This is a genomic window from Aeribacillus sp. FSL W8-0870 (assembly GCF_037963755.1).
Taxonomy (GTDB): Bacteria; Bacillota; Bacilli; order Bacillales; family Aeribacillaceae; genus Aeribacillus; species Aeribacillus composti.
In genome coordinates, this window is sequence record NZ_CP150165.1 from 2,361,407 (window position 1) to 2,374,506 (window position 13,100).

A 13,100-nucleotide genomic window follows, 5' to 3' on the forward strand; every position below is an offset into this window, starting at 1 on the left:
ATGCCCGTTATTAAAATATTTTTGCATGAAAAACACGAAAATTTTTATGACAAACGTTCCTCCAGCTCTTCTTTAGAAATCAACACTTGGCGCGGCTTGCTTCCCTCATAAGGTCCGACTACCCCTCTCTCTTCCATGGCGTCAATTAATCTCGCAGCTCTTGAGTAGCCAATTCTAAATCTTCTTTGCAGCATGGATACACTTGCACTTTGCATGTCCACAACTAGTTGAACCGCTTCATTATATAATTCATCATCAACATCTCCATGATCCTCGGAATCTTCGTTCGGAATCATTTCTTCTTGATATTGCGCCTTTTGTTGTGAAATGACGTAATTCACGACTTTTTCCACTTCTTCATCTGATAAAAACGCTCCTTGAACACGAATCGGCTTTGATGATCCGACTGGCAAAAACAGCATATCTCCTCTTCCGAGCAGCTTCTCAGCTCCCCCCATATCCAAAATAGTGCGTGAATCGGTTTGGGAGGACACACTAAAGGCAATTCTCGATGGAATATTGGCTTTTATGACTCCTGTAATTACATCAACAGACGGACGTTGAGTCGCAATAATTAAATGAATGCCAGCAGCACGGGCCATTTGTGACAAGCGTGTAATCGAATCTTCTACATCAGAAGAAGCCACCATCATTAAATCAGCGAGCTCATCCACGATGACGACAATAAAAGGAAGCTCAGGCTGCTTCTCTTTTGAAAGCGAATTTTGCCTTCTGATCATTTCATTATATCCTTCAATATTGCGCGTTCCAGTATGTGAAAAAAGCTCGTATCTTCTTTCCATTTCATTTACTACTTTTTGCAATGCGAGCGACGCTTTTTTCGGATTTGTCACAACAGGAGCCAATAGATGCGGAATCCCATTGTAAACACTTAATTCGACCATTTTTGGATCGATCATCATCATTTTCACTTCATGAGGCTTCGCCCTCATCAAAATGCTTGTAATAATCCCGTTAATGCAGACGCTTTTTCCGCTGCCTGTTGCACCTGCGACAAGCAGATGCGGCATTTTGTTCAGTTCAGCCAGCACCGCTTCTCCAGTTATATCACGTCCTAAACCGATCAGCAGCTTGGAATCAGGGCGATCGTTCATTTTGGATTCCAGCACCTCGCGCAATGACACCATCGCAATTTCTGAATTCGGCACCTCAATTCCAATTGCAGACTTTCCCGGAATCGGCGCTTCAATCCGAATATCTTTTGCTGCTAAAGCCAGCGCCAGGTCATCGCTTAAACTGACAATTTTGCTTACCTTCACCCCGACATCCGGGTACACTTCATATTTTGTTACAGCAGGCCCTAAATGTACTTGGGTAACCTTTGCCTTCACTCCAAAGCTTTGGAAAGTGCGCTCTAGTTTTCTCGCATTATCGTAAATATTCCGCTTATCGGCATGCTGACCGCTGTATTTTGGAAGAGACAGCAAATCAATCGGAGGCAATTTATAATCTTTGTTTTCTATCTCCTGAAAGGCGATCGGCTCATCCTTTTCTTCAAGCGTAATTTGTTCCTGCTTTAAATTATTTTCGGGCTCTTTTTTATCATTTGTCACGATTTCTGGATGGTCTGTAAAACTGGAAATAATCGGTTCAGATGTATTTTCTTCTAAATGTTCATCTTCTTGTTCTTGATCGTCTTCAGCCTGAACCTTATTGGAGCGATGCTTCTTTTGCTTTTTCTTTTGTTTTTTTACTAAGGAAAATAAGTTCTTCATATCATCCACAAAGGCAAAAAATTGTTTTTTGAAAATCCGGCCGATGGACTCAACAATTTTGGAGAGGCTGTTTCCGAGTGATTTTCCGGAAATTAAGATGCAACCAATTATGATCAAGACAATGGAAATAATTCGGGTGCCCCCTGAAGAAAATAAATAGTATGATGCAGCAAAAAAAACGGCGCCGATCATTCCTCCTCCAAGATCTTGAGCGCTTGCCTCCCCGTTTAATTCCTTTAAATACATCTCCCAAGTATTCAATATAACGCTTGGAGAAGCAAAAACTCCTCCCTTTGACAAATTTTCAAACAGCTTCATATGGCTGAGAATTAAAATTGAGCCAACTATAAGATAGATCCCGAGCCATCTTCTCGTTAAAAAATGAGGGAATGTCTTTTTCCAAAATATATATATGGAAAACCATAATAATCCTAGCAAAAAGATAATAAACCATTCTCCAGCGAAGAACCGAAAAAAGGCGACAAGCGCTTTGCCAGCAAATCCAAATTCGCTTAAAGCGATTATCGACAATGATAATAGCAGAAGTCCCGCTATTTCAAATTTTAGTTTATTTTGCCAATCCGTTTTTCTCTTTTTTCGTTTCCTTTTCACTTTTGCCACTTTAATCCCACCTATGTATTATGTAAAACAAGAACGCAGCCACTATTTGGCTGCGAACGACTGTTTGTGTCCATATTATATCATACAAACTTGAATTTAGGTATGCTAGCAACGATGTTGTCTTTAAAAGGAATGTTAGCTTCGAAAAAAAGGTACTTTTTGACCGGGGAAAACAGATTCCAATAAATAATGGTTTGGATTGGTTGAAAGCACTCTGACGATTTGGCATTGATTTTCTCCCGTTTCTTCTATTAATAATGAAATGCCGTTCATCTCAACAATGTGCCTTTTTTGAAAAGCTTCTTGATCTGATGGAAAAATGAGCTCTTCAGGAACAGTCGTGTATAAAATCATTGAAGGATGTCCCCTCCTTTTCCATTCTTTCTTTCCAAAATAAGCTCGTTCAATTTTTTCATCGCGCTTCCTACACCGCCTATTTCATCGATCAAACCGTACTTAACCGCATCTTGACCGATAACATTTGTTCCAATATCCCTTGTTAAATTTCCTTTTGAAAACATCAGCTCTTTAAATTTATCTTCTGTAATATTGGAATGCTTTGTTACAAAACTAATAACCCGCTCCTGCATTTTATCAAGATATTCAAACGTTTGCGGAACACCAATGACCAAACCGGTTAACCTTATCGGGTGAATCGTCATCGTAGCCGTTTCCGCAATAAATGAATAATCGCATGACACAGCGATGGGCACACCGATAGAATGTCCGCCGCCAAGAACGATGGATACAGTCGGTTTCGTAAGCGAAGCAAGCATTTCAGCGATCGCAAGTCCTGCTTCAACATCGCCGCCGACAGTATTTAAAATGACGAGCAGCCCTTCTATTTTCATATTTTGTTCGATCGCCACAATTTGCGGAATGATATGTTCATATTTCGTTGTTTTATTTTGAGCAGGGAGCTGTATATGTCCTTCAATTTGACCGATAATGGTCAAACAATGAATGTTTGTTTCCTGATCCATTTGCGGAATGTTTGTTTGTCCTAACTGCTGAATTTTGTCAACTACATTTTCGCTTCCCTTTTCCACTGGCTGAACAGTCGGTTGATCAGCATTTCCGTTCATCCCAATCATCCTTTCTTCTTACCGTTATGATGTTAGTATGAACGGAATCCATTTTTTCATGCGGCCAGGAAACCGTTTTAAAAATGTGAAAAAAGCAGGCTTCGTCGGCCTGCTTTTTGTCTAAACCTCCATAATAATTGGCAAAATCATCGGGCGGCGCTTCGTTTGCTCATATAAAAATTGATTCAAGACGTCGCGAATGTTTTGTTTCATTGTTGACCAATCCATTGAAACATCTTCCATACAAGACGACAGTGTGTCATGCACCATTTTCGTAGCTTTGGAAATTAAACTTTCAGACTCACGAACATACACAAACCCTCTTGATATAATTTCAGGACCAGCGACAATTTTTTTCATCTCTTTGTTTAACGTAACAACAACAATTAAAATGCCGTCCTGAGATAACAAACGCCGGTCTCTTAGCACGATATTTCCAACATCTCCTACACCAAGCCCGTCAATTAGTACATTTCCAGAAGGTACTTTTGTAACCGTTTTGGCAGATTTAGGGGTGAATTCAACCACATCTCCTTGATCGAGCAAAAAAATGTTTTCTTCGCGTATTCCGATCGATTGCGCAATTTTAGCATGCGCTATTTGCATTTTAAATTCACCATGAACGGGAATAAAGTATTTTGGTTTCATTAAATGTAGCATAAGCTTCAGCTCTTCTTGGCAGCCATGACCAGAAAAAAACGCTTTTTTATCAATCGAAACAACATTGGCTCCTGCTCGAAACAGCAAATCAATCGTTTTCGAATAAATAAGTTCTTGTCCGGGTGTTGGGGTCTGAGCAATTAAAACCGTATCATCGGAAGTTATATGATGTTGCTTGTGAATGCCTTTTGCCATTTTTGAAATTTCCGCAAGCGGATCGAATGAATCGCTTGCACATAGTAGAACAGAGTTTTGTTTTTCAAGCTTTTTTAAATGCGACACCGGAATAAACAAATCATCGTCAGCCTTTAAATACCGTAATTGTCTTGCAAGCTCAATAATTTTGGCAAACGATTTCCCTATAATTGCTATTTTTCTTCCAGTCTCAACTGCGGCATTGAAAATTTGCTGAATTCGGTAAATATTCGTCTCTGCTACAGATACAACAACTCTTCCAGGCGAATTATACATAACATCGTTGATCATTTCTCCGGCAAGAGCTTCGGAACCAGAAAAGCCGGGTCTTTCTGCATTGATACTGTCGGAAAGCAAACAAAGAACTCCGCTATTACCGATTTCCGCCATTTTACCAAAATCAAGAAAATGACTTCCGATCGAGGATTGCTCTAATTTAAAATCGCCTGTATGCACGATCGCTCCCATTGACGTATGGAAACAAACTCCCATAGAATCAGGAATATTTGAGAATGTGCGAAAAAAAGAAACCGTCACTTGAGGAAAATGTACAGGCTTGCGCATATTCACTTCGCGAAAATCAGCGGTAACAGAATATTGCTTCATTCTTTCTTTTGTCAAGGCAATTGTCCATTTCGTTCCGTAAACTGGCGCATTGATATGTTTTAAAATGTAGAAAATCGCACCGATCCGATCCAATCTGCCATTTGTTAAGAAGATGGCCCGAACCCTATCTTTACGTTCAAGCAAATATGTAATATCCGGTATCACCACATCAATTCCGAGCATCTCGTTTTCAGGATATTTCAAGCCGGCATCCACAATAAAAATATCCGAGTCGATTTCGACGATGTACAGGTTTTTTCCGACTTCCCCAACCCCTCCTAAAGCAATAAGTTGAATTTTTTCAGCTTTTTTCATAAGTGTTAGTGATCCTCCCTAAATATCCCCGTCCAAAGCACTTAGCAATATTATACCTGATGAAAGAAATGGAATACAAGTTAATTTATATCAGACACACTTATCCGAAAAATTAAGCCGCTAGACTCAGCTGTTTTGAATGGGGCAGAGTGGAATTTTTAAAATAAAAAAAGGCTAATCACGATGATCAGCCTAATTCATGGATCACAGCGGCTAATGATGTTCGCTCATCTGTTGTTAACGGAACTAACGGCAAGCGCACCGGACCAACATCCAGACCTTTTATTTGCAGCGCTGCTTTCACTGGAACAGGGTTTGGCGCCTTAAACAGTTCTTTCATTAATGGGAGAAGTCTTCGATGAAGGCTTCCGGCTTTTTTCACATCACCTGACAAAAAGGCTTGAATCATTTCTTGCATTTCATCTCCTACAACATGGGAGGCTACAGATATAACGCCATCACCGCCTATTGATAATGTCGGCAGCGTTAAGCTGTCGTCCCCAGTGTATAAAGCAAAATTATCTGGCGTTTTCTCGATAATTTTGGCCATATTATCAAGATCTCCGCTAGCTTCTTTAATCGCAACGATATTGTCAATTTCCGATAGACGAATAACCGTTTCAGGCGCGATCGAGGACGATGTTCTGCCAGGCACATTGTAAAGCATCACAGGAAGGTGCGTGCTTTCTGCTATCGCTTTAAAGTGCTGATAAATCCCTTCCTGATTCGGTTTGTTGTAGTATGGAGTGACAAGCATAATCGCATCGACGCCGGTTTGTTCCGCCTTTTTTGTCAGTTCTATGGAAGCTCTTGTATTGTTTGTACCTGTCCCTGCAATCACTGGAACTCTTTTATTGACAACAGAAACGACATGTTTAAATAAAGCGAGCTTTTCTTCCGTTGTTAAAGTTGGAGATTCACCCGTTGTTCCAGCCACAACAATTGAATCTGTTCCATGATGGATTAAATATTCTACTAATTTTTCCGTTTTTTGAAAATCAATATTCCCGTTATTGTCAAACGGGGTAACCATTGCAGTTGAAATTCTTCCAAACATACCCACTTGTTCCTCACACCTTTATCGATTATTTTCCAAGATCAAACGCTTTATGAAGTGCATTAACTGCTTGAATCATTTCACTTTCCTTCACAAGCACCCAAATTGTTGTATGGCTGTCTGCCGATTGCAAAATTTGTATCCCTTCCTCCGATAAAGCAGCAACGATTTTGGAAGCGACTCCAGGAACTCCTTGAATGCCTGCTCCTACAATTGAGACTTTTGCACAATGCCGCGTGATCATCGGATCATATCCGATCTCTTTCAAAATTCCAACAGCAAGATCCGTTACATCCCCATGAACAGTATATATGACACTCTTAGGAGTAATATTAAAGAAATCGACGCTAATTCCGCTTGTAGCCATCGCTTTAAAAATTTCTTGATGAAAACGGAAATTCCCTTCTTTTGCATCTACTTTAATTTGCGTGACATCGGAAACATGAGCAATTCCAGTAATTAAACGTTCTTTTATGTCCGCACCTAGTTTGTCCTGATGGTGAGAAGTGATGATCGTTCCTTTCGATTTAGAATAAGTGGAACGAATGCGAATCGGGATTTTGGCTTGCATAGCGATTTCAACCGCACGCGGATGAATCACCTTTGCTCCTTGATAGGCCAAATTGCAAATTTCCGTATACGTCACAAATGAAAGGGGCTTTGCATCCTTAACAATACGAGGATCCGCTGTCATAACTCCTTCCACATCTGTAAAAATGTCTACATATTCTGCTTTTAAAACTGCTCCAAGTGCTGTTGCTGAAGTGTCACTGCCGCCGCGCCCAATTGTCGTCACATCTCCATTTGCTTGTGCTCCTTGAAAGCCTGCGACAACAACGACATCATTTGTTTCTAGAAGCCCGAGCAGGCGATCACATTTCAATTCTAATATTTTAGCATTTGTATGTTCATTTGTCGTCAAAAAACCTGCCTGCGCTCCGCTTAAAGCTGCCGCTTTTATTCCTTTCCCTTTTAGCATGCTAGTAAATACGACAGAAGAGATGATTTCTCCGCAGGACAGCAACATATCCTGTTCACGTTTGGAAATGGTGTCGATCCCGCCTTCCACAAGGCTGATCAGCGTATCTGTTGCGTACGGATCTCCTTTTCTCCCCATCGCTGATACGACGACGACCACTTTTTTTTTCTCAGACAAGGCTTCCTTTATATGTTCGTACGCATGTCTTCTGCCTTGTTCATCACGGACAGACGTTCCTCCAAACTTTTGAACAACAATGCTCATGATGTTCACCTCTATAAAATAACTAAACAGAAGAGAGCTGATGGCTTCAACTCTCTTCTTTTCACCTTATACTAGTTTCAGTTTAATTAAACTTTCGGCAATTTGTACAGAGTTTAATGCTGCCCCTTTTAATAAATTGTCGGATACAACCCAAAGGTGGAAGCCGTTTGGCCGATCTAAGTCTTTGCGAATTCGGCCTACAAATGTATCGTATTTGCCTTCTGCAAAAGCAGGCATTGGATAAATTTGATTTGCCGGATCATCTTCAAGCGTAACGCCAGGCGCATCTCTTAATACATTGCGAATATCATTTACAGTAACATCGTCCCTGTCGATTTCAATGTAGACTGATTCTGAATGCCCGATGACGACCGGCAAGCGGACGCAGGTCGCTGCAACTTCCAGATCCTTCATATGCATAATTTTTTTTGTTTCATTGATCATTTTCATTTCTTCAAATGTAAATCCATTTTCCTGGAACTTATCAATTTGCGGAATTGCATTAAACGCAATTTGATAATGTTTTTCGTCACTTTTAACAGGTAAAATTTCAGGTACAAACGGCTTTCCTTCTAAAATCGCTTTAGACTGTTCTTTCAATTCCTGAATCGCTTGTGCCCCCGCACCTGATACTGCTTGATAAGTGGAAACAATGACTTTTTTCAGCCCGAACGCCTTACGGATCGGCTGCAATGCAACAACCATTTGGATCGTCGAACAATTCGGATTGGCAATAATACCGTTATGCCATTTTATATCCTCTTCGTTCACTTCCGGTACTACGAGAGGAACGTTTTCATCCATTCTAAATGCGCTCGTATTGTCGATCACGACCGCGCCTCTTTTGGCTGCTTCCGGTGCAAGCTGCTTCGACACGCTTCCTCCAGCGCTGAAAAGAGCGATATCAACCCCTTCAAAGCTCTCCGGTTCCGCTTTTTGTACTGTGATTGGTTTTCCTTTAAATGTAGCTGTCTTTCCTGCAGATCGTTCGGATGATAACAACGTTAAAGTTTCCACAGGAAAATTTCTTTTTTCCAATGTTTCGATCATTCGTGTTCCTACTGCTCCAGTTGCTCCGACAACTGCTACATGAAAACCTTTTTGAGCCATTTTCTATCTATCTCCTTCCAAAATGCATCAGAGTCGAATAATCATGTATTCGTATTACGTTTAATTGTATCACAGTAGCCAAAAAAAGTGATGAGCGATTTTTCATGAAAGCGTTTTATTTGTTTGATTATTTTTTATGTTCAATAATAACCGGCTGAAGCTGTCTATGTTCAAGCGCATGTTCAACTGTTTCCACTAACCGATCCATATTCGCCACCATTGAATTCGGTTTTTGATGGGGTGCATCTTGGCCGAACGGAACAAAGAAAATATTTTTTGCCGCCATTAGCTTCATTAAATTTACGCCATTTAACCCGAGAGCATCGTTTGTAGAAATGGCTAGTACAACGGGGCGATGGTTTCTCATAGTCGCTTTTGCAGCCATCAATACAGGAGAGTCCGTCAAGGCATTCGCCAGTTTGCTCATCGAATTGCCGGTCATCGGCGCAATGACCATGCAATCAAGAGGAATTTTCGGACCTAAAGGCTCGGCATCCACGATCGAATCAATTACTTGATTTCCAGTCGCTTCTTCAATTCTTTTGACCCATTCTTCTCCTTCCCCGAATCTAGTTGTTGTCGTCTTTACGGTCGAGGTGACAATTGGCAAAACGTTTGCTCCTTTTTCAACGAGCTTTTGAATTTGCGGAAATACCGCATCATAAGTACAATGAGAGCCTGTTAAACCAAATCCGATCCGCTTACCTTTCACTTCCATTATCCATACTCCTTTCAAGCTGATGCTGTTCAGTTAAAAGGATTGTCAACGCATTCGCCAAAATTTGGCCTGCTGTCCTCGGTGCGACAATTCCTGGAAGACCAGGTGCTAAAATGGCTTTCATACCTCTTTTTTCAGCATAGTGGAAATCGGTTCCTCCCGGCTTTGATGCTAAATCGATAATAAGAGCGTGGATAGGCATAGCTGCCAAAACATCAGAAGACAATACCAACGCTGGAACTGTATTAATGCAAATATCGATCGACGACAATTCGTCCTTCAGTTCACTCAAATGAAACGGCTTCATTCCCATTTCCGTGATCCTGGCCAAATCTTTCTGTTTGCGAGCGCCTACCTTCACATTAGCTCCTAATGCTGCAAAAGTGCGGGCAACGCTCATTCCTGTCCGTCCAAATCCGATAACGGCAATGTTGGAACCATGAATGGTAAAATCAGTATGTTGAATAACGAGCATTATGGTCCCTTCTACTGTCGGAATGGAATTATATATCGCTACATCATCACGGTCCAGTATCGGTACAAGCTTTCGTTTTTCTTTTTCCATTAACTCTTCTAAATATTTTGTGCGTATCCCAGAATAAAAGATGCAATGCTCAGGAGTGGAGGCCACCATTTCTCTTGTCAGTACGACTTCTTCAGCGGAAAAAACTGCTTCGACCTGTCCTTCGCTTCCGGTTCCTGAAACAGGCAATATTACTGCATCCATTCCTTCCAGACTAATATTATGGCTGTTTATTTTCACTGATCCTGTATACCCATGTTCAAGCTGATCAAATCCGATTAAAAATAGATTGGCATCGTGCTCTGATAGACTTCGGATCACCTCTAGCTGCCGGGCGTCACCGCCAATTACAGCAACGTTTAAGCCAGTTAACATCCTTTTTTTCACCTTCTTTATGGCAATTCAGTTCAGTTTCGAAAACCATAATTAGCTCCCTGTTTTAAGCATATTATGTAGGCGGCAGCCGATAGGTGAATCGCATCGAAAAATTGCCAAAAAATAATAAAAGCCGGCTTCTTTAGCCGGCGGATCTTCATTAGTCATCAATTTTATTTAAGGAATTTTCCGGTACGTCAATAATGATCATATCTTGACCAATTTTTTTGATATGCTCCCACGGTACTCGAATATCATGCCCTTGTTTCCTTAAACCGAACCACTTTAAAGAAGGAATAATAAGCGCCGTGATTTGTCCGGTTTCCGCATTGATTTCAAAGTCTGTTTGACCGAGCACGCCTAGACGTTCCGCTCGTTTTACATCGACGATTTCTTTTCCGCTTAACTCGGATAAACGCATAGTATTGGCTCCCCTCTTTCATTATAAATATACGAACATATTCACAGGCAGAGATTGATTCGAAACTGATGAACATAGCTTTCCATACATGTATACGTTTTTGGCAAATAAAAAATGCCCGCCAATCCATCATAGCAGGCATTTTAATTCTGGAATTGCAGAAGAAAGATTCTCTTCCGGACTAATTAAAGATACAGCATATTCATCTGTAAAAATATGTTGAATAAGTTCATTGACGCTCATGATATCAACACGGTTAACCGTTTCGATAATTTCATCCAAAGATCGATGTTTGCCTAAGAGCAGCTCATTTTTGCCGTTTCTGCTCATTCTTGCATTTGTACTTTCAAGACTAAGCATTAGATTCCCTTTAATTTGTTCTTTTGAATGCATTAATTCTTTTTCAGTAATACCGCTTTTTTTCAATTTTTCAATTGTTTGAAAAATCGTTTCAAATAAAATATTCAGCTGGTTTCTTCCAGTCCCACCGTAAATTGTGAGCACTCCGCTGTCTTCATATGAAGTGTGGTAAGAGAAAATAGAATAAGCAAGCCCTTTTTCTTCCCTCACCTCTTGGAACAAGCGGCTTGACATGCTCCCGCCCAAAATATTGTTTAACACAATTAAGCTGTAAATGTCGTCATGACCGACTCTCAACCCTTTAAACCCAATGCAGAGATGCGCTTGCTCCGTCTCTTTTTTCTTGGCGATTTTTTGGTCCAAAAAAACCGGTTCCTTATATTTTTCTTTTTTATGAGACGACTTAAAATTGCCGAACCATTTCTCAACCTCTTGAATAAAGCTTTCTTGAACGTTTCCAGCTACTGAAATGACGATATTGTCAGGAGTATAGTATTTTTCCATATAGCTTTTCAACGCATCGCCGGTAAAACTAGATAAAGTTTTTTCTGTGCCTAAAATCGGATAGCCAAGCGGATGATCGCCAAACGCAGCCTGGCTTAACAAATCGTGCACAATATCGTCTGGAGTATCTTCATACATTTTGATCTCTTCTAAAACAACATTTCGTTCTTTGTTTAATTCTTCTTCTTCAAATACTGAGTTGAAAAACATATCAGCCAGCACTTCAAGTGCATAATTTGCATGCTCATCGAGCACTTTTGCATAATAGCAGGTGTATTCTTTTGAGGTGAAGGCATTCACCTGACCGCCAATTTTGTCAAAAGCTTCTGCAATTTCTCTAGCTGTTCTTTTTTCTGTTCCTTTAAAAAACATATGCTCTAAAAAATGAGAAATGCCGTTTGTTTCTTTCGTCTCGTTTCTAGAACCTGTGCCAATCCAAACTCCGATAGCAACGGAGCGAACAGTCGGAATGGATTCTAAAATGATTCTAACACCATTTTGGCATGTATATTTCTTGATCAAATTGTAACCCCCTGTTCTTCCAATCAGTCAAGACGTTTTTCATCCAGCAGACTAGAAAGTGAACCGATGGAAAGATTTTTTTCTTTAATCTTTTTAATTAATGAATCTAGACTCTCTGCGGTCGATGACGTCGGATGCATTAAGATCATGGCGCCGTTATGAATTTTTGACATCACTCGATTGATTAACGTTTCAGGCCGCGGCTTTTGCCAATCAATCGTGTCAACAGACCACATGATTGTTTCCATGTTCATATCTGCCGCTATATCTACAACCTCCTTGCGAAAGCTGCCGCTTGGAGGCGCAAACCATTTCACGTTTTTTCCTGTCGTCGCTTTGATGATTTTGTTCGTCTCTTCCATCTCTTGTCTAATTCTTGCAGACGGCAGGCGGGCCATATCTGGATGCGAGTATGAATGATTTCCAATTTCATGGCCGCTTTCTACAATCATTTTAGCCAGTTCAGGATTTTCTTTTACCCATCTTCCTTCTAAAAAAAACGTCGCTTTGACATGGTGCTTTTTTAGCACGGCCAACATTTTAGGAAGATACTCATTTCCCCATGCAACATTTATTAAAAAGGATACCATTGGCTTATCCGGGTGTCCACGGTAGATCGCTTCGTTCGGCAAATCGCTTAAATGAACAGAAGGTGGAATTTGCTTGAATACAAGAAGCTTCGGATCAAAAGAACCCTTTTTCTTCATTCTTTTATACGATGCGTCAATGTCGACTGATCGCCCATTATAACCGGGCGTTTTTTTCCAAACTCTATGTATTTCAGCATTTTCCGGAGGAATTTCATACTCTTTTGCTTTGGCAACGATTTCTTGATACAACGAATTTTCGCCAGATACAGCCAATTCATGCTTTGCTTTTAATTGCTGAAGAAAGATCAATGTATAACGATTATCCAATATGACATAAGAAAAAAGTATGATCAATATAAAAATGGCTATTTTCCCTTTTTTTCGCTTCATCGCAACATCCCCTTTTTCACTTATAAAACTATGAAAAAAGGGGACAAGATAGAACTGCCAACCGCAAAA

The 13,100-nt window shown here is 40.4% G+C and carries 12 protein-coding genes; all 12 read right to left on the reverse strand.

Going from position 1 to position 13,100, the window contains the following annotated elements; genetic code table 11:
• Positions 1-44: 44 nt before the first annotated feature.
• The 12 genes from NSU02_RS11390 to NSU02_RS11445 all read right to left on the reverse strand — a co-directional run bounded on the left by NSU02_RS11390 (position 45) and on the right by NSU02_RS11445 (position 13,031).
• Positions 45-2,357 carry a DNA translocase FtsK gene (locus NSU02_RS11390; protein ID WP_144597757.1) on the reverse strand — a complete coding sequence of 771 codons (2,313 nt, stop codon included), beginning with the start codon at positions 2,355-2,357 and terminating at the stop codon, positions 45-47.
• 135 nt (positions 2,358-2,492) lie between these two features.
• The gene (locus tag NSU02_RS11395) at positions 2,493-2,711 is read right to left on the reverse strand and encodes a YlzJ-like family protein (RefSeq protein WP_339192930.1); all 219 of its coding nucleotides are present in this window, start codon (positions 2,709-2,711) and stop codon (positions 2,493-2,495) included.
• Positions 2,708-3,442 (reverse strand): ClpP family protease, encoded by a 735-nt coding sequence (locus NSU02_RS11400; RefSeq protein WP_066246454.1) that lies wholly within the window; start codon positions 3,440-3,442, stop codon positions 2,708-2,710. The genes NSU02_RS11395 and NSU02_RS11400 overlap by 4 nt, the downstream gene beginning before the upstream one ends.
• Before the next feature lie 120 nt (positions 3,443-3,562).
• On the reverse strand, positions 3,563-5,218 hold the full coding sequence (locus NSU02_RS11405) for a ribonuclease J (protein WP_063386718.1): 1,656 nt from the start codon (positions 5,216-5,218) through the stop codon (positions 3,563-3,565).
• Between the two features lie 187 nt (positions 5,219-5,405).
• Positions 5,406-6,281 carry a 4-hydroxy-tetrahydrodipicolinate synthase gene (dapA, locus tag NSU02_RS11410; RefSeq protein WP_094246018.1) on the reverse strand — a complete coding sequence of 292 codons (876 nt, stop codon included), beginning with the start codon at positions 6,279-6,281 and terminating at the stop codon, positions 5,406-5,408.
• A 22-nt stretch (positions 6,282-6,303) separates the two neighbouring features.
• The gene (gene dapG, locus NSU02_RS11415; RefSeq protein WP_339192931.1) at positions 6,304-7,518 is read right to left on the reverse strand and encodes an aspartate kinase; all 1,215 of its coding nucleotides are present in this window, start codon (positions 7,516-7,518) and stop codon (positions 6,304-6,306) included.
• Between the two features lie 66 nt (positions 7,519-7,584).
• A complete protein-coding gene (gene asd, locus NSU02_RS11420; RefSeq protein ID WP_063386716.1) occupies positions 7,585-8,628 on the reverse strand; it encodes an aspartate-semialdehyde dehydrogenase in 1,044 nt (347 codons plus the stop codon).
• 127 nt (positions 8,629-8,755) lie between these two features.
• Positions 8,756-9,346 (reverse strand): dipicolinate synthase subunit B, encoded by a 591-nt coding sequence (locus NSU02_RS11425; RefSeq protein WP_063386715.1) that lies wholly within the window; start codon positions 9,344-9,346, stop codon positions 8,756-8,758.
• Positions 9,330-10,244, reverse strand: a complete 915-nt coding sequence (gene dpaA, locus NSU02_RS11430) for a dipicolinic acid synthetase subunit A (protein WP_063386714.1) — start codon at positions 10,242-10,244, stop codon at positions 9,330-9,332. Before dpaA ends, NSU02_RS11425 begins: the two co-directional genes overlap by 17 nt.
• Positions 10,245-10,404: 160 nt before the next feature.
• Complete coding sequence (locus NSU02_RS11435; protein ID WP_063386713.1) at positions 10,405-10,665, reverse strand: YlmC/YmxH family sporulation protein; 261 nt, start codon at positions 10,663-10,665, stop codon at positions 10,405-10,407.
• 129 nt (positions 10,666-10,794) lie between these two features.
• Complete coding sequence (locus tag NSU02_RS11440) at positions 10,795-12,051, reverse strand: pitrilysin family protein (RefSeq protein WP_066246458.1); 1,257 nt, start codon at positions 12,049-12,051, stop codon at positions 10,795-10,797.
• Between the two features lie 23 nt (positions 12,052-12,074).
• Complete coding sequence (locus NSU02_RS11445; RefSeq protein WP_144597755.1) at positions 12,075-13,031, reverse strand: polysaccharide deacetylase family protein; 957 nt, start codon at positions 13,029-13,031, stop codon at positions 12,075-12,077.
• Between the last annotated feature and the right edge of the window lie 69 nt (positions 13,032-13,100).